Genomic DNA, 18,910 nt, shown 5'->3' with positions numbered 1-18,910 from the left:
TCAGGGACGGTTGAACATTTGCAATAACTTCCTTTGTTGCTGGGCTAGATGCAGCCGCCCCGTTCGGGGCTCACCACCGTCAATCAATCACATTTATGCCCCAATATTCCAAACTAGACTGAATTCGGTCGCCTATCTTGGAGCTTAATCTTTTTCTAGCTGGCTGTGAATAGCGGATAGGGCTGTCTGTGGATAACGGATATCGCTATCGTTTGAAATCGGACAGTAGAATTGATAACCGCAATAAATCTAAATACTGAACTTGACTGAGAAATAGTAAAAATAAATATTAAGAAATTACATATTTCTCCAATATCTCTATATAACTCCTACAACCATAACTAAATCAGGTGTTTATCAAGTTGGCGAATGATTTATCCCCAGACAGTTGTATGATGACAATAATCCGGAAGAAAAAGCTTGAAAAACCGAAATTGGCATAGTAATAGTAGCTGATTGTATATTTTATGAAATTAATGTATGATAATATTCAAACCATTTTATTTTGTAAAGGAGAACTAAGGTATGCAAAAGAAAGAAGCACGAATTCTCGGGTGGTCATTTATCATCGGGATGTTTATTTTCGGATTATTTTTTTATGCTGGTCGTTCAGGTCGTGAAACGATAAGCGTTATTGGCACCGCAACCAAACGATATGAATCGGATATCATCAAATGGCGGGTAACCATAACCCGATTTGCAGATTTAAAAGATATGAAACTGGGTTATGACCAGTTGAAAAAAGATGAGGAATTATTGGTTGAATTATTGAAATCGAATGGCGTTGACCCGAAAGATATCACCGTCCAACCGGTTATGTCTGAGCAAAAATATGACCGATATGGGCAACAGCTTGGGTTCACGTTACGTCAGATAATTTTTGTTATCTCGAAAGATATCCCGAAAGTAGAGCAACTTGCGTTAAACCCGAAATTTATTATTGATAAAGGGATTATTCTTGATTCTGCAAATGTGGAATATTATTTTTCGAATCTTCCGGAGATAAAACGGGAACTTTTAGCGTTAGCGACGCAAGATGCGAAAAAACGAGCGCAAGAAATCGCGAAAAACGCTGGAGTTAAATTAGATAAACTCATTTCTGCTCGGAGCGGAATTTTCCAAATAAATGAACCGTTTTCAACCGAAATTCAGTCGTATGGTGTATATAACACTGCTACCCGCCAGAAGGATATTAATATAACCCTGAACGCAACGTATACGTTGAAATAGATAATGTCCTGATGTAGCGCGCTGACCGTAGAACAAAAGAACGATAGCTGGAATGATAATATGGTTAACCAAAGTCCGAAGTTCGGACTTTGGTTAGTCCCATTGGTTTCGACTGAACCGTTGAAATAGGAGATTATTATCAGCCGTCCCGACCGGGACTGAACGAATTTCGTATCAATTTCTTCCCAGCATTTTATGCTAGGCTAAATTCAGTCGCCCCATTCGGGGCTATCGAAATGCCTTTTGTAAATCTGCCTAAGGCAGATGATGGAAACTAGCCCAGCCATTTATGGCTGGGAAACTAATAGGGAACCATAACCGTAAGTCCCGTTCAGGGACGGTTGAACATTTGCAATAACTTCCTTTGTTGCTGGGCTAGATTCAGCCGCCCCGTTCGGGGCTCACCACTATTAATCAATCCTCTTTCCCAGCATTCTATGCTGGGCTAGATTCAGTCATCCCTACGGGATTGATTGACCTCTCACGTTCCACCTTCCCAGCATTGCATACTGGAATAAACTCGATCGCCTCGGTCTGGGCTTAGGAAATGATTTTTTTTAAATCCGCAGAATGTGAATGATTGAAAATAGCCCAGCCATTTATGGGTGGCTATAACGGTAGTTTTCCGGTTTTTTTGAAATGAAAATAGTCAGCTAGGATCTGCGCGTGGTCGAATGCGATGCATGGTGGTAAGTTAGATTCGGTAAATATGCCGATATGTTTGGCGTCATCATCCGCTTTCGGTAAAGCGTTCGGATCAGTCGGTTTAGCGAGATATACCGTTGAAATTGTATGCATTCGTGCATCGCGGTTCGGGTCGGAATAGGTATGAAACTGGGTAATCAGTTCAACGTCAAGCGAGGTTTCTTCTTTCGCTTCACGAACCGCTGCGGTCTCTAACGATTCACCATAATCCACGAACCCGCCAGGAATCGCCCATCCTGACGGCGGATTCTTCCGTTCAATCAGAACAATCCCGCCGTTTGGCATCTCGATTATGATATCAACGGTAGGAATCGGATTCTTTTTAATACTCATTTTACATTTAACATTGCAAAATTAGCATTTTAAAATGAAAATATTAGTATAATAAAACCTTTAACTCTTCAATAGTATAAAAGATAAAGTCTGGTCGCATGTCAAGGATTCGTTTATCTGCCAAGGGATCCCAGAACGCTGCGCCGAACTTGATTCCGGCAGCGCGCGCACAGGTGATATCCGCAACCGAATCACCGATATATATCGCTAGCTCAGGGTCAACATTCGCGTCCGCAATGATTTTTAGGAGCGCTTCCGGATGCGGTTTCCGGTTCTTAACATCATCGCCGGTATAAATATAGTCGAAATACTCCTGATATCCTAACTCGTGCAGGTTGATTAAACAGGTTTTTCTGCCTTTCCCAGTAAATATTCCGAGTGTAATGTTCTTCTGTTTCGCTTGCTGTAAGAATTCCGAAAATCCGGGAAACGATTCAACCAGTTCCGGTTTCCCCGCATAAACGGAATAGAACTCGGTTATCGCTGCGTTATAATCGTCCGGACGAACTAACGAAGCGATAATCTGCTCCTCCGTTGGTCCATACATAGCGATTATCTCTTGCGGGGTGAACGTTTTCCCAAGAAACTTCTTAGCAACCGCATTGATTGAAGCGAAAATTAACGGAGAAGTATTCGCTATTGTTCCGTCGAAATCAAAAACTATTAGGTTAAAACTCAAAATGGTTTAATCAGCTAAATAAGTTAAATGAGATAGATTTGAGTATAGAGGAAACACATTGGATTCCTATTAATTCATCCCGCTACCTTTTCGCTGGTGCAATTACCCATTTACCCTATTTAGCTTAACTTTTCTTCACTTCTTCAGAATTTATATAGATTTTCGTCCGATTTCGACCAGCTTGTTTTGCCATATAGAGAGCATCGTCTGCATGGTCGAGTAATTCTTCTTTCGTTTTCGCATGGGTCGGATACGTAGCGACGCCGAAACTAATCGTAACCGGAGTAATTGTTTTTCCTGATATCGGAGAGAAATCTTCCAATTCAATAATTTTTCGGATTTTTTCCGCTAACTGTACCGCACCCGCTGCATCTGTGTTCGGCAACAGAATAACAAATTCTTCACCACCGAACCGAGCGACTAAATCTACTTTCCGAACAGAAGCTTGAATCAGATGCGCAAGTTTCCGCAGCAGTTCATCACCAGCGAGATGACCGTACGTATCATTATATTGTTTAAAATTATCGATATCGCCCATAATCAACGATAACGGACGCTGGTATCGCGATGCAACCTGGAACTCGAAATCGAGCATTAAATCGAACCGACGCCGGTTCGCAAGTTGGGTCAACTGGTCGGTTAATGATAGCTGATATGCGATATCGCGCTGGATAGTAAGCAGTCGTGTTCGCTGGTAATAGAGAATCGTTGATAAGATGATTAAGGTTAGAAAAATCAACCAGACCAGCGTTGAATATCCCTCTAGAACATGGAGCCGCCGCTGGACATTATCCTGCGTCATATCAACGCCAAGAATCGCTATCGGTTGCCAATCTTTATCGTAGATAGGAGCATAACCGGATAGGAAGGTTCCCCATTCGTCGGTAGATAGCTGTTTATCCGCAATTGCGCCGGAAAACGCTTCTTTCATCTGCGGATATTGCGAGACATCATATTCATCGCCAATATGCGATACTTTAGCTGGGTCTTCTTCCGCATCAAGCACAAACTGCCAGATATTCGGTCGGTCGGTGCTGGTCATGGTATAGATGAACCGGATATCCGGATTCGCGACCCGAATCCGCCGTAATACTTCCTTCATCGAACGATAGGTTTCAGTAGTTTCATCAGCGCGAGTCTGTAATAGTTTATGTTTCTCCGCATCAATCTGTAACGCAGCGGTACTCGCGACACTAACCAGCTGGCGACGAACTTCATCAATCAGCGTTTCCCGAGCAACGTAATAGAGAATTAACACCGCAGCGGTGCAAATCATTAATACGATAAGCGCTACGCTGATAAGTTTCACCGTTGACATTCCATACGGTTTAAATTCTTCACCCCAATATGCACCAACCCCCGGTCGCAATTCTTTTTTTGGTTTATCTACCCCAGTCGATTCAGCCATTATTCACTCAATCGTAATAACTATTCTAATCAATTTAAAATGTAATTCTATAACAGAAAAAGAATAATCCTGCTATAAAAAAGCATATTCCACTTTTAATTATTCTGCCGGTTCGGTAAATAAAGTATATGCCGAAGTATCCTTGACTGTCACGGAAATAAGTTCACCCGGCTGAATTGGTCTATCTGCCGGAAATACTGCAACGATATTCTGCCGAGTACGACCGAACCAGACTAGGTCATGGGCGCGTTTTGCAAACCATTGATGCGATTTATTCTTAGCACGCCCTTCAACGAGAACTTCAACTCGTTTACCAATCAGTTGTTTTAGTTTATCCGTGCTGATTTGTTTCTGAAGTTCGATTACTTCACGAATCCGCTGTTTCCGAACCGCAAGCGGAACCGGATTATCTAACGTAGCCGCTTTCGTTCCACTCCGTGGCGAGAACATAAACAAGAAAGCACTATCCCATTGGATAGTTCGCATCGCCTCGAGTGTTTTCTGGTATTCTTCTTCTGTTTCACCGGGGAAACCGACGATAATATCCGTAGTGATACTAGCGGTCGGAAACCGATTCCGAATTTCTTGCACCAGCTGCTGATATTGCGCGAAGGTATATCCTCGATTCATACGGTTTAAGATATAATCCGACCCGGATTGGATTGGCAGATGGAAATGCTCGCATACTTTCGGCGACTCCTGTATTGCTTGGATTATCTCGAGACTGAAATCGCGTGGATGACTGGTCGTATATCGTATTCGCTGAATTCCATCGATACGATTCAACCGGCGCAATAACTCCGCAAAACTAATTTCGGATTGTGGAACGCTGATTTCTGAATGATTATTTGGAATTTCGCAGTAGCGGTATGCATTAACATTCTGCCCGAGTAAGGTTATCTCTTTATATCCATCGTTCGCTAACTGTTCAACTTCAGCGATAATCTCATGAGCCGGTCTTGATACCTGATACCCACGAACATAAGGGACAACACAATATGCGCAATAATTATTGCATCCTTCCATGATCGAGACCCAAGCTTTAATCTTGCCGAATCGTTTCGGTTTCTGGAACACTTGCGGAGCAATCTCAACTCCGCAAACTACTTTCTGCTGCCGAGACTGTATTACATCATCTAATGTTTCTTTGATCCGAAACCATTGTCGTGGGCCGATAACGAAATCAACCATCGGTAGTTTCCGGAATATTTCATCCTGTTGTTTTTCTGCCATACAACCGAGGATACCAATAAGCAATTCCGGCTTCCGCTTTTTCAATTTGCCGAGCTGGGATACCCGCCCATATACTCGCTGTTCAGCACTCGCTCGAATACAGCAGGTGTTGAATAGAATAATATCTGCTATGTCTTCTCGGTCAACGAATTGGTACCCCGCAGAATCAAGGAGTCCCGCAATCCGTTCGGAATCATGTTCATTCATCTGGCAGCCGAACGTGCAAAGATATATAGATTTACCTTCCCTCATCATATATATATTATTTTATCCTAATACAGTGTTATCAGAAAACAGAGGAAGATTCTAACGGAAAGTCTAATCTTAAAGTATCTGAAGAGAAATATTTTTCAGGCGATATATTGCTATTGAATCAGCACAAGTCCATAATAATTCTCTTTACACGTTCTATCTCGAACCACGTCGATAGGAAAACCGTTCGCTTTTACAGTCGCATAGACATCGATACCGCTAGCTTCCATTGCCGGCCGAGCTTCTTCCGGATGCTTGCAGAATTTCGCGCAGGTTGCGCAGAGAGTGCAAGGTCCTGCGCCGAACCCGAACGCTTTATAATATCCATCAAGGAAAATCGACCGTTCTAACGATGCAACAATCTGGCGGATATCAGTATATTCATCGCCATGAATCAGGAGCGCATCGGTATATTCCAAGAGCATCCGTTTGGTTTGTTCTGGGGTAGGCGAATACGGTGGGCAGGTTAACCGTTTGCCATACCCACCGCAACCGAACTGGCATTTAAGCCGAACCCATTCCGCAGTTACGATACTTTTCACCGGAATAAGTTTCGATTCGATTGCGCCGAGTTGGTTTGCTTGTTGAATATATTTGAGATATCGTCTCATAAACGATAGTTAATAGTTAGGTAAGATTATTATAAACAATATCTATTGAACAAGCAATGCGGATACCGGGAAGGAATCGACGGTATAGTATGCGATGCAATGGATTGACGAATTTAGTGGGTAATAATAAAAGCGAAGAATAGAACGAAAGCGTTCCATTCTTCGCTTGGAGATATACAGTTACAGAATCTGCGCTTTATTCAAACAACTCTTTTCGCGAGTAATAACTGCTATCTCTATCCAAAAACAGCGGCGCTGATGTCGGCACAACGGTAATCGTTGCTGTTTGTTTAAGCGGAGTTGGTAACGTTGAATCGGTTAAAATCAAATTAACGACTCCTGCATTTTCTGCAGTGAACACTACGGTCGCTCCGCTGAAGGTATCAATCGACCCGATTCCGGTAGTGCTTAATGCCCAGTAATATGGCGGGGTACCTTCACTCGCAATGAATGTTTTCGTCTGACCTATAGAAACTTGCGCTGTAGTTGTTGGTGATAATACAAGCTGTGGAAGCTCATACGGCGGTAGATATACTTCAATATCATCCGCATACGCTGGTTCTCCTGTCGCGACTCCTGATGCCTGATAGCAGGAATAAAAACCAACCCCACCTTCAGTGCGAGTTACCGAAGTAGTAATCAGAGGAGCTGGTGTTCCGGTATTCAACGCATTGACAACTTCTGGATAGGTCATATCGAGATACATTTTTACTTCGCTCCCGGAAAAAACCAGAATTATCCGATGCCAACCGTTACTGGTATATGTTGTCGGAACAGTCGGATTAGGTGCGGAATAATTATCTCGGGTAGCCCAGCAGGGAACGGTTATACCCCAAAAATCTTGTGTATAGTACCCGCCACGAACTCCTGACCCCCAGACGGGAGTGGTTACCGCCATTCTTCCGCCGATCATCGTATCATGCCGAGCAGTAATATCAATATTAATAAATACATTCGCTGAAATGAGCATATCAGTCCATGATTCATTTCCCCCAACCGCTCCTGCACCACCGAGTCCGCCAGGAGCAGCAACGACTTTCATCACCCAACCGTCTCCGCTTGGGTTCGGGAAAACTTGCCCAGCGGGGTATGCTGTATCGGAATTAGCAGGTATGATTGTTTCATCACCAATAATTTTTTTCCAAGTCTGCTGGAAAACACCACCAGTAACATATTCGGCAAAAACTGGCTTACTCCCGGCGAAAGATATGGTAACACAAAGAAAACTGAAACCTAGAAGTAATAGAATACACAATACTATATTTTTATTCATTTAATTTTTCACCTCCTTTAGAATTCATATTTATCCAGTTGATATTATAGAATAAGTAAATTTCTCTGTCAAATATTTTATTTTCCGCAAGATTACAAGGGAAAACTCATTACCGTTTAGCGGTTACGTTCCATTTTCCGAAACGTTGCTTTCATCAGGTAAACATCGTATGGTATCCAGAGCGACATGATAAAATAGACCGATTCCCCGTTATTTTCAACATAATGCGGATTTAGATATGATCCATACGCTAAATCGTTATAAGTCGAACTTGGAATCAGAACGATTGGTTCCGACCACGGTCCCCACGGAGTAGGCGATTGCCGGAGAACGATATCCCCTGCAGTTTCAGAACTCGATTTTTTCATGGTTAATGGATTATATCTATCGTGGAGCATCATCCATACGTTCGCCCAGCGGTTATACATGACCGACATTTCACCGACGCGTGGTTGAACAATAAGCGGGGCTTCAAATTCGTTCTTAATCCAGACCGGTTTTTTATTTTTTAATCCACCGAAAAATTGATATGATTTTATATTAGTTATCTCATTCGGGTTAACCCGAGCGAGTTTAACGCCACCATGTCGGTTCGGCGGAGTTCCCCAGAGATAAACATATCCATCGTTTAGGTTCGGGTCATCGTTTCCGCTAGCAGCAGCAACCATTCCGAAATTAGTATTACTCGGGAACTGGAAATCTTCTTGAATCTGAAACGATTGTCCGAAATTATCCGACCAGGCGAGTCCAGCGAAATGGGATTGCCAGACTGGGTCTTCTTTAGAACCCCAGAATCGTGGCGTCATATACCATACATACAATTTATTGTTGATACAAATGCCGCCAGTTGGAATATTCGTTATCGGATTCATTCGCGTATCGCGGATAATCTCACGGGCGCGACCGGATTTATCGGTTATCCACCCGTCGAATGTTATCCCATCAGTTAAAACGGTATCTGAACTATATGCCATTGTATTCCATCGCCATCCGTCACCTGGCCCTTCAGAAGAGAACGAATCCCCGAAAAGAAAATAGGTTGTACCCTGAAAATACATCATACTCCCGAGGTCAACCCCACCGATATCAACTTCCCAAGTCGGATTGATCGAATCCGACCCTTTCGTTCCGGTCAACCGAGCGATTTTATCAACTTTAATCGCATAAGCGATTTCTGGATAGCCGTTTGGTGTTAAGTAAAAATAGTTACAAATTAGATAGATAATCACGAGATACAATCTTATGTTTTTTAGCATATAGATAACTCCGGTTATTCTGGATACTGTGGTGTATGTTCGCTATGTCTTCAAGGTTTAATTTTTAAATTTCAGTTTTATATACCGCGGGAAGTAAATACGAGAATCAGCGACCATCTGCCAGAAATCAAACGAATTGCAGACATAGGTTATAATCAATTCATCCATAGATTCGGATAATTCCGGATGCGCTTTTGCGGCATAGCAGAAATAAGTCGAGTTCCAGCTTACTTCCGGGCAGAGATAAACCGTAGTCGGCTGACTCCAGGAACCATACGGTTTCAGTGCTGTGCGCATCAGGATACGGTTCGACATTCCGAGTTCGGTATAAACGCAAACGTACTTTTTCAAATACGGTAGATAATTGACCGAATATTCCGGTGCAATTCCATTGAATAGATACGAGCATTGTTTCGAATCAGATACCCATTTCCCGTTATTATAAAATCGCCATTGACGAAATTCAGTTAACCGATTCGCCGGAACTCGCGCGAGTATCATATTCCTCCCAACAATCCATTGACTCGGTTCATCTTGACAGCCGTAGATATACATATACTTCCCGACCTGCATAACCGCAGCGCCGAAAAAGTAGGTGCTTGTTCCATCGAAGTTGCCGAACGGAACTTTATATTGCCGGATACGCCAGTTCATCGGGTCATCGGTAGGATTCTCGATTTCCGCTAACCAGGTGCCGACTCCTTTGAAATTCCAGATAGAGTTCGGGTCACTTTGCGTAGAAACGATTTGCGAAAGGAAAATATAGAGTTTCGTATTCACCTTCATCCCCGCTTGTAACCAGAACCAACCGAGTCCGTCATCAGGGGTAAAAAATGCACGCGGTTTTCCCGTCGAATCTGTCTTCCAATAGAATTTTAGCGAAGCGGTTTTCGGATTAATCCCATGCTGCAGTGCAATCGAGTTGTTGATAATCGTTCCGCCGGAATGTTTGCCATCAACAATATCGCCAATCCAGGTATCGCCGTATAACCATAGAGTCACCTTATCTGATAGTGGTACCGAATACGCACCATCCGCGCCAGTCCAACCGGTCGTCTGCGCTATCAAGGTATTATATTCCGGATAGGGAACCACAGAAAACTCATGAGCGGAACTTATAGAAACTAAAAACACTATAGCAACCCCGGATAACCACAGATAAAAGCTTTGTGTAAAACGTGCTAAGCGCTTAATGTGAAGTTGATTTGATGACATTTAATTTTATTTTAATATTTCTACCATTTCGGTTTCTTCAGCTTCTTTCAATACTTTAATAATTTTTTTCTGCCAGGTTTGCGGAATAGAATTAAATACTTTTTGAATTATTTCCGATTCTCCTTGCTGGATAAGAACTTTTAAAACAACTATAGCAGTAGTACGATCTTTCAATGCCTTTTCATTATTTTTTCTCCGCTGGAATATAAGCAGTTTATGCAACGCAAAGTTTGCTGGATGGGGTAGGGTTATCGAAATATCATCTAGCTTAACTTGGATAGTATTCTGGGCGAGGAATCCGAGCATTCGTAACGGTTGTGCATTTAGACCAAATTGCGGCAGCGGATAAGGTTTATCGGTTACTTTTCCTAATTCCGGTACCAGAAATTCTAAAATTAAATCAGGATGATTAAGTCTGATATATCCTTTCGTTCCTTTAAAGTCAACGAGAAAACCTAAATTTTCAAGAAGCTTTGGAATATTAACTTTCGTCTGTATTCTCCTTGGTTTGGTTATTAAAAAATCAATATCTCGGGTTTTGATTGTAGTCTGGTCAATAAAAGGCACTGTAGAAAAATATTCTTTATAGAAATACAGGCACCAACTTCCGATAAGGATACAATCGGATAATATCCCCACTTTATGAAATCGGTGTAGTATTTCTAGGCATAATTCAGATTGCTTCTTTTCCACGTAACGCACTCCTTAAAAATCGAATCTGTTTATTAACCTGGGCTAATAACTTGCGATATTTAGCTCTCATTATTTTTGCTTCCTCATATTTTTTAACCTCTACATCGGATACTTTACCTTTATAAATATACCTAACCTTATACCCCTCGCGTCTGACTAAATAATAATATTCATGCCCGCGGATTTTCCGGACTACTAGGCACCCTCGAGGTAGCTTTCGCAGCGCCTGTTCATATCCTTTTTTCATTCGTAGTGAATTCTCTAATTCTTCAGCTAAAACGCTTTTTATTACTCCACGTTGCATAATAAATCCTCATGTTTATGGTTACCTAACAAACCATATAATTATACATCGTGTTGGGTAACTATTGTCAAGAAAAATATTACCTAACAAATGGTAAATGAACTATTCATGTTGGGTAATTGAAAGAAAGGATTAAATAAATAGGACTAATAGAATGAATGCTATTGCCACGGATACAAGTTTCTCCCAAATCCCGCTAAACATAACCTTAACCACGTCTGGCAAGAATAATCTTTGAAATATACATTAGATTTTATGCGCATCTGTGGCTATATAGATTTAGCTTCTATAGCTAGCATTAATTTTTATATAGTCGAACGATAAATCGCAGGTCTGGACTGTGATTCCCGCTTTCCCTAGATGTAAATCGATAACCAGTTTTATTTCCGGCGATTGTAAGATTTCTTTCGCTTTCTGTTCGTTAAAACCGGTTCCTTGTCCATTTATAACCAGCGGGAGTTGCGTTTCTCCTGTTCTGCTCGATACCCGTTGCTTGCTACCCGCTAAAACAATATCAATCTTCTCCGGATTAATCGCGACACCACTTCTTCCAATCGCTGCCATAATCCTACCCCAATTCGCATCGTTCCCGAAAAGAGCAGTTTTGACTAACGGTGAATTGGCAATCGTAAACCCGATTTGTTTTGCTTCCTTGACGGTTCTAGCATTCTTAATTTGAATTTCAACAAATTTCGTTGCTCCTTCGCCATCTTGAACAATCAGCCGTGCAAGTTCAGCACAGACATAATTCAATGCAGATTGGAATGCGGAGAATCCAGCAGAAGAACGCGAATTGATTTTGTTATTTCCAGCGAGACCGTTCGCTAAAATTAACACGGTATCGTTGGTGCTGGTATCACCATCAACGGTAATACAGTTGAACGATTGTGATACCGCTTCCTGCAGTGCGGTTGATAACGCTGATTTCGATATCGCACAATCCGTGGTCAGGAAGCAAAGCATAGTCGCATGTTTGCCAGTGATGGTCATATTCGGAGCAATCATTCCTGCACCTTTCGCAATTCCTGCGATTCGAACCGGTTTGCCAGTGATCATCAGTTCAAGAGCGATTTCTTTTGGGAATGTATCGGTAGTCATAATCGCGTACATTGCATCGTTCGCGCCGGTAGTTGATAATGATTCCACCGCTCGTTTAATTCCCGGTCTGATTTTATCCATGTTCAACGGTTGGCCAATAACACCGGTTGACGCAATGAGAACTGATGATGCTGGTATCTGTAAATATTTTGCAGTCAGTTTGACCATTTCCCAAGCATTTTGCAATCCCGATTTGCCGGTGCACGCGTTCGCATTCCCCGAATTAGCGAGAACCGCTTGTGCGGTTCCGGATTTGAGTTGTTCTATATCAACTAGAACCGGCGCCGCTTTAACTAAATTCGTCGTAACCGTTCCGGCAGCGACTGCCGGTACTTCGGAATAAATCAGCATTAAATCTTTCGCATCCTGTTTCTTTTTCAATCCGCAGGAGATTCCTGATGCGAGGAACCCGTGCGGAGCGGTAATCCCGCCGTTGATACGTTTATAAGTTTTCATCATGTAATTATCATAGCTGAAAATCCATGGTTTTTCAAAAGAATAAGTGAGAATAATATTTAAAAATAAATTGATTTAAAAGGATGGTTGCTAAATGGTTGTATATGCTTTATAATGAAATACTATTAAGGTATCTATCTAAGAAAAAAGGAAACTATTAACCTATGGATAATTCATTGCAATGTAAAATTGTGCTCATTGTATCTTATTGTATCGCAATCACTTTGAGTTTCGCACAGAATAATTCGGATATCATGTTCCGGTTCTACGGAACCGAACCTGGGATGATAATTGAAGTATCCCGCGGTCCGGCACAAAAATTATACCAACGGTTTACCGGAAAATCGGACTCATGGTCGCAACGTGAACAAACGAAAAGTATTATCCTGGCATTGCTCGAAGGACCAACATTAGATGAACAGAAATCCGGCCTTCGTTCAGCGATTCCTGTGGGAACGAAATTGAACTCACTGGATATTAAAGACGGGATAGTTTATGCTGATTTTTCAAAAGAATTGGTTAGTCAAGGATTTAGTGATGTGCAGGTAGATGAGATTTCTGACCAATTTCGCGTTGCGTTGCATAATGTTACCGGTCTAACCGGGTTTATTTATACTATCGAAGGGAAATCCCCAGCATATTATTATCCGGATACGAAACACCTGCGAGAACAACTTGACCGAGCACAAGGAACTACTTTTACAGGTGAAAAACCAGCAAGGGTTACATTCGCTGGTGGTGGACCGGTCAATACTTCCCGAGTCGTTCCGATCCCGACGAATGGACTCGCTGGGAAAAATATTTTTGTTTCCGCTGGGCATGGCTGGTATCATAACGGAACGAATTGGGTGTTGCAACGACCGTATTTATATACTATGAATGAAGATTATTCAAATGCAGCGACCGTGAATCTGTTTATGATTCCGATGCTGCAGAATGCGGGTGCGTACGTTTTAACCGCTCGGGAACGGGATACGCAAATTCGTGAAATTGTAGTAGATAACGCAGATGGTAGTAGTAATCCCAATAATGGAACCTATACGGAAACCGGCTCGTGGTCACATGATACACCTAATACCGGATTCGCTAACGGATATTCACCATATACCAGCGGGATAAATCCTTTTTCGCTTGGGTCAACCCGGCTCGCTACCGTTGCGGTAACCGAAACCGCTCGAGCGGTCTGGACTCCGAATATCCCTGTTGCTGGGAACTATGCGGTGTATGTTTCATATAATCGAGGAACAACACGTGCACCAGATGCACGGTATTTCGTTCACCATAGCGGCGGGACTACGCAGTTTATCGTCGACCAACGAGTTAATGGGAGAACTTGGGTCTATCTAGGTACATTCTATTTCGATACCGGTCGGAATAGCGCTACCGCAGCTGTGGTATTAACTAATGTTTCAACGACAGCCGGAACTACCGTTTCTGCGGATGCGGTGCGGTTCGGTGGTGGAGTAGGATTAATCACTCGCGGAACCAGCACCAGTGGACGTTATAAATATACTGAAGGTGCGAAATATTATGCGCAATATGTTGGTGCACCAGCGACTACGGTATACGATCTATTTTCATATAGCGATTATAGTTCCGATTATTCATTGCGTGGCGAATTTGCAAATTGGTATAGCGGTGCACCGAACGGACCGAACGGGTATCGGAGCGACCCAGGTCAAGGGATTCCGATAGATGCGATGGTAACCTTTCATAGCGATGCGGGAGTATATCCAACTTCAATACACGGCTCGTTAAGTATCTGGTATTTATATGACCAATATGGATTAGATACTTTTCCGGATGGAAGAAGTCGGCAATTGAGTTATTCACTAACCACCTGTATTCACAATCAGACATTATCTGATTTACGTGCGTTATATACCAGTACTTGGCGGGAATATGCTATTTGGAATTCGAATTATGCTGAAGCGCGAAGACCCAATTGTCCTTCGGTTCTCCTCGAAAGTTTCTCGCATGAAAATATGAATGATATGATGTATGCGCTCGACCCGCAGTTCCGGCACGACCTAGCTCGCGCGACCTATAAAGGGATACTCCGGTTTTTAGCGGCACAAGATGGCAGAACCCCGGTCGTTCTACCGTTGCCACCGAAAGATTTCCGCGTGATCAATATCGGCGATGGAACGCTCCGATTAACTTGGTCAGCAACGACCGATCCGCTGGAACCGACTGCTACTCCGACCGGTTATGTGGTATACCGTAGTCTTGATGGAAAAGGGTTCGATAACGGAACCTTAAGCAGTTCAACGACCATCGTTATTTCAGGTCTATTGCCAAACACGATCTATTATTTTAAAGTTACCGCATATAATTCCGGCGGTGAAAGTTTTCCGACCGAAGTTCTCGCTGCACGAACCCGAGTTGGGAGCACTGCGGATATTCTGGTAGTAAACGGATTCGAACGAATCAGTCGGCCGGAAGTAAATGCGGATACAACCGGATTCCCGCGCGAAGACCCTGGAGTCTGGCCATTGTTCAATGCACCGTTGATTGGTCAGCAGACCGCCTTTGTTGTTCAAACCGCATCACGACACGGGCAGGGGAATAATATCTATGCGAATTACCAGGAGTTAGGGAATTCGTTCGATTATATCATCCAGCATGGGAAAGCGATTGCGAATGCCGGATATTGGTTCGATTCCGCATCGAAGAAAGCGGTTGAAAATGGGTTTACGCAGTTAACCAGTTATACCGTCGTCGACTGGATCTGTGGCGAACAGCATGTAGTTACCCCGCCATTGATGGAGTTAACATATACCGGATATCCCGACCGAATGACCAATAAGTTTAAAACATTCGATGCCAATCTCCAGAGTAAAATAAGCACCTATTTATCGTTGGGTAAACATCTATTCATTTCTGGGTCGGATATTGCGTGGGATTTAGATGGTGCACCGTATGCCAGTTCTTCTGACCGAACGTTTCTCAATAATATTATTAAAGCTGATTTTGGAACGAATGATACGCAATCCGGTTTTGAAATTATTATTGATAACGGAACCAGCGGATATTCTGATTACGGAAACTGGACTACCGGCACGACAGCTTCGGGCAAATATGGTACGGATTATCGCTGGGCGTTAACCACCACCGGCATGTCAAATGCAACAGCGATATGGCGCCCGACATTTCCGCAATCCGGGGTTTATCAGGTTTATGTATGGTATTCACAAGGGAGTAATCGAGCATCGAACGCACCGTATACCGTTTATTATTATTCCGGCATGACCACGTTGTATATCAATCAACAGATCGGTGGCGGGCAATGGAATCTGTTAGGGTCATTTACCTTCAGTAGCGGGACGAGCGGATATATTGCTTTAACGAATTCAGCTGCGTCGAGTGTAGTTATCGCTGATGCGGTTCGATTTGAACCGGTGTATCAGGTGCAAGGAGTAGTGGGCAGTATTTTTAATGGATTAACCGGAATAGCGTTTGATAATGGAACCTATGGCATTTATGGCGTAGACCAACCGGATGGAATTATTCCTACAACCGGTGCAGCAACCAGTATGATATATAGTGCTACTACTGCGGTTGCCGGCATCCAATATGCACCAGCAGTCGGTGGGAGAATTGTTTATTTAGCGTTTCCGTTTGAAACCATTATTTCGGAAACAGCACGAAACACAGTGATGTCCCGTATTCTGAATTTCTTATTCACCGGCGTCCCGATAGAGTTATCCCGATTCGAATTATCGGCAGCTAAATAAAAATAGTATTATGGATTTGTGACGGAACTTGAACGTTCACGGTTGCTGCCTTTTCAATCTGAACTTTACGAACCTTTGCTAAAACTAAACAAAAAACTTTCGAACTATTTTTTTAAGTTACAGTTGGTAATCCTTCAGGATTGAAGTAAACTCACACAAGGAGAATACCATCGCCCGTAATTCAATTTGGGAACTATTTTATCCCGAGCGCAGATTTGCAGGTGTTAACGTGGATACGAACCGTATCCTTAACTGAAACCGCATATCCACCAGCGAGAACAATTACCAGTGGTATTTTTTTCTTTCGGCAATAATCCGTTACTAAGTCATCCCGATGTCGCAGTCCATCCATGGTAAGTTTCAATTTTCCGAGCTGGTCATGTTCATAAGGGTCAGCGCCAGCTACATACACAATCAGGTCAGGGTTAAACGCATCAATCTGTTTTGGGATAACCGTTTGCATTGCCGCTAGATATACCGAATCATTCGCAAAATCGTCTAATCCGATATCTAAATCGCTTTTCTGTTTGATCGGATAATTGTTCTCCTGATGAATTGAAAAGGTGAATACGGTATCGTCGTGTAGGAAAATATGTGCGGTACCGTTGCCCTGATGGAGGTCACAATCGATAACGAACGCTGTTTTAATTTTGTTCTCATATTGCATCACGCGAATCGCGACCGCAATATCGTTGATATAACAGAATCCTTCCGCATGGTCTGCAAACGCATGATGGAATCCACCGCCGATATTAACTCCAATACCGTTGGTTTCAATCGCTTTTCGAGCAGCGAGAATCGTCCCGCCAGCTGCGAGGAAATATGCATCGACAATCTGTTTAGTTAACGGTAGTTCGGAATACATCGTGCGATATGTCCAGCGCAAGTTAAGTAAATCGTTTAAATATGGTTCGGTATGAACCAGTTGGAGTTGGTCATAGGTCGCTGGTTGGGGTTCTAAGACCGCATGTGGCGGAACCAGCTTCTTGTTCATCAACGTTTCGTAAATCATACGATATTTTTCCATCGGGAAAACATGTTCGCCGATATCGCAATAATAGTTGTTTGAATAGATGAATGTTACCATAATGTCAGATTTGAGCGGCGAGATTTGAGGGGTGAAGAATCCTTTTGTTCCTGCTTCCTCGACTCTCAATTCTCGATTCTTTCTACCGTTAATCTTGATATTTTCATTATTATAACATATAATCTTATAGGATAATAAGAAATACCAAAATCCAAACAATAAAATCAATCCTGCCAAGAGAATTGACTGTGTCCACAAACGTTGGATTTTGAGTTTTGCCATTTGACATTCCCTGGGTTTCAGGGTTGTGGGCGATTAGCTCAGTTGGTAGAGCACCGCTTTCACATAGCGGGGGTCATCGGTTCGAGCCCGGTATCGCCCACCATACCACCATACCGCCCTTGTTCAGAATCCGAATTTCGGATATCGCACCAAACTCCAGACTCCAGAATTTGCAATAAACAATGGTCATAAACAACGCCTGCCGATTAGATTAGGGAAATTGCAATGTTACTAATGCCGGAAAGAATTCGTCAGATTATTAATTTCAGTTTTATTGAGAAATCGGTATTGTCCTGGTTTTAAGGTGCCTAGAGACAAGGGACCGAACTGAATCCGAATAAGTTTCAATACCGGATGTCCAACCGCGAAAAACATGCGTCGAATCTGCCGTTTTTTCCCTTCCGAAATTTCGAGTTCTAATAGGGTCATTGTTCGCGATCGGCGCATAACTCGAACTTTTGCAGGTGCGGTTTTGCCATCTTTTAATCTAATTCCTCGTTCTATAGCGCGAGCGGTTTGCCAATCCAACTCACCGTGAATCGTAACCAGATATTTCTTTGTAACACCATAGCGCGGATGGAGAAGTCGGTTCGCTAGTTCTCCGTCGTTCGTAAATAGGAGTAATCCTTCTGTATCCGTATCAAGCCGCCCGACAGGGAAAATCCGCTCTTTCAATTTCGGGAGTAAGTGATATACGGTTTTTCTGCTATGTGGGTCAGTAACCGTAGTGATATATCCTTTCGGTTTATTTAAGATTAAATAAACTTTAGTATCTGGCGGGCGGATAACTTGATTATCTATCCTCACTTCTGCTTGGTTTGGTTCAATACAATATCCCAACTGAGTGATAAGTTGTCCATCAACTCGGACTCGACCGGTAGCGATTAATTCTTCCGCTTTTCGGCGAGAACATACCCCGCAACGGGCGATATATTTCTGTAATCGTTCTACCATAGTTGTTTTAGCTTTTCGTGTTTTTACAACATCGTTTATCTCGAACAATAATAATTATTTATTTGAATAAATCTACCATAGGGTATATCAATTGTCAACCATATTCGTGTCAATTTTGACACGAAAAATATAACCTTACCTAACCGTTGAGCAAGATAAAACTG

At 42.6% G+C, this 18,910-nt stretch carries 15 protein-coding genes and 1 tRNA gene; 3 read left to right on the top strand and 13 right to left on the bottom strand.

Features of this window, described 5'->3' with window-relative positions; genetic code table 11:
* Window positions 1-525: 525 nt before the first annotated feature.
* Window positions 526-1,230 carry an SIMPL domain-containing protein gene (locus N3A72_08010; GenBank protein MCX7919539.1) on the top strand — a complete coding sequence of 235 codons (705 nt, stop codon included), beginning with the start codon at window positions 526-528 and terminating at the stop codon, window positions 1,228-1,230.
* Window positions 1,231-1,839: 609 nt separating this feature from the next.
* Here N3A72_08010 and N3A72_08005 read toward each other — a convergent pair.
* The 11 genes from N3A72_08005 to argJ all read right to left on the bottom strand — a co-directional run bounded on the left by N3A72_08005 (window position 1,840) and on the right by argJ (window position 12,746).
* Window positions 1,840-2,268, bottom strand: coding sequence for an NUDIX hydrolase (locus N3A72_08005; GenBank protein MCX7919538.1), 429 nt, complete (start codon window positions 2,266-2,268; stop codon window positions 1,840-1,842).
* Window positions 2,269-2,311: 43 nt separating this feature from the next.
* The gene (locus N3A72_08000) at window positions 2,312-2,947 is read right to left on the bottom strand and encodes an HAD family hydrolase (protein ID MCX7919537.1); all 636 of its coding nucleotides are present in this window, start codon (window positions 2,945-2,947) and stop codon (window positions 2,312-2,314) included.
* 124 nt (window positions 2,948-3,071) lie between these two features.
* The gene (locus tag N3A72_07995) at window positions 3,072-4,355 is read right to left on the bottom strand and encodes a diguanylate cyclase (protein ID MCX7919536.1); all 1,284 of its coding nucleotides are present in this window, start codon (window positions 4,353-4,355) and stop codon (window positions 3,072-3,074) included.
* A 99-nt stretch (window positions 4,356-4,454) separates the two neighbouring features.
* Complete coding sequence (gene miaB / locus N3A72_07990) at window positions 4,455-5,843, bottom strand: tRNA (N6-isopentenyl adenosine(37)-C2)-methylthiotransferase MiaB (GenBank protein MCX7919535.1); 1,389 nt, start codon at window positions 5,841-5,843, stop codon at window positions 4,455-4,457.
* A gap of 110 nt (window positions 5,844-5,953) precedes the next feature.
* Window positions 5,954-6,451, bottom strand: coding sequence for a DUF2284 domain-containing protein (locus N3A72_07985; GenBank protein MCX7919534.1), 498 nt, complete (start codon window positions 6,449-6,451; stop codon window positions 5,954-5,956).
* A gap of 196 nt (window positions 6,452-6,647) precedes the next feature.
* A complete protein-coding gene (locus N3A72_07980) occupies window positions 6,648-7,724 on the bottom strand; it encodes a hypothetical protein (GenBank protein ID MCX7919533.1) in 1,077 nt (358 codons plus the stop codon).
* Between the two features lie 116 nt (window positions 7,725-7,840).
* Window positions 7,841-8,980, bottom strand: a complete 1,140-nt coding sequence (locus N3A72_07975; GenBank protein MCX7919532.1) for a DUF4185 domain-containing protein — start codon at window positions 8,978-8,980, stop codon at window positions 7,841-7,843.
* A 57-nt stretch (window positions 8,981-9,037) separates the two neighbouring features.
* Window positions 9,038-10,075: a DUF4185 domain-containing protein gene (locus N3A72_07970; GenBank protein MCX7919531.1), complete on the bottom strand. Its 1,038-nt coding sequence runs from the start codon at window positions 10,073-10,075 to the stop codon at window positions 9,038-9,040.
* A gap of 126 nt (window positions 10,076-10,201) precedes the next feature.
* The gene (locus N3A72_07965; protein MCX7919530.1) at window positions 10,202-10,888 is read right to left on the bottom strand and encodes a nucleotidyltransferase domain-containing protein; all 687 of its coding nucleotides are present in this window, start codon (window positions 10,886-10,888) and stop codon (window positions 10,202-10,204) included.
* Window positions 10,869-11,192: a hypothetical protein gene (locus N3A72_07960; protein ID MCX7919529.1), complete on the bottom strand. Its 324-nt coding sequence runs from the start codon at window positions 11,190-11,192 to the stop codon at window positions 10,869-10,871. Before N3A72_07960 ends, N3A72_07965 begins: the two co-directional genes overlap by 20 nt.
* Before the next feature lie 279 nt (window positions 11,193-11,471).
* On the bottom strand, window positions 11,472-12,746 hold the full coding sequence (gene argJ, locus N3A72_07955; GenBank protein ID MCX7919528.1) for a bifunctional glutamate N-acetyltransferase/amino-acid acetyltransferase ArgJ: 1,275 nt from the start codon (window positions 12,744-12,746) through the stop codon (window positions 11,472-11,474).
* Between the two features lie 164 nt (window positions 12,747-12,910).
* On the opposite strand from argJ, the gene N3A72_07950 reads away from it, so the two are divergent.
* Window positions 12,911-16,483 (top strand): fibronectin type III domain-containing protein, encoded by a 3,573-nt coding sequence (locus N3A72_07950; protein MCX7919527.1) that lies wholly within the window; start codon window positions 12,911-12,913, stop codon window positions 16,481-16,483.
* A gap of 193 nt (window positions 16,484-16,676) precedes the next feature.
* On the opposite strand, the gene N3A72_07945 is transcribed toward N3A72_07950, so the two are convergent.
* Window positions 16,677-17,792, bottom strand: coding sequence for a histone deacetylase (locus N3A72_07945; protein MCX7919526.1), 1,116 nt, complete (start codon window positions 17,790-17,792; stop codon window positions 16,677-16,679).
* Between the two features lie 27 nt (window positions 17,793-17,819).
* On the opposite strand from N3A72_07945, the gene N3A72_07940 reads away from it, so the two are divergent.
* Window positions 17,820-17,895: transfer RNA gene (locus N3A72_07940), tRNA-Val, on the top strand.
* 128 nt (window positions 17,896-18,023) lie between these two features.
* Here the strand turns inward: N3A72_07940 and N3A72_07935 are convergent.
* On the bottom strand, window positions 18,024-18,746 hold the full coding sequence (locus N3A72_07935; protein ID MCX7919525.1) for an rRNA pseudouridine synthase: 723 nt from the start codon (window positions 18,744-18,746) through the stop codon (window positions 18,024-18,026).
* Window positions 18,747-18,910: the final 164 nt, after the last annotated feature.

The organism is bacterium (assembly GCA_026416715.1).
Classification (GTDB): domain Bacteria; phylum UBP4; class UBA4092; order JAOAEQ01; family JAOAEQ01; genus JAOAEQ01.
This window is presented reverse-complemented; position numbering and strand designations above follow the sequence as displayed.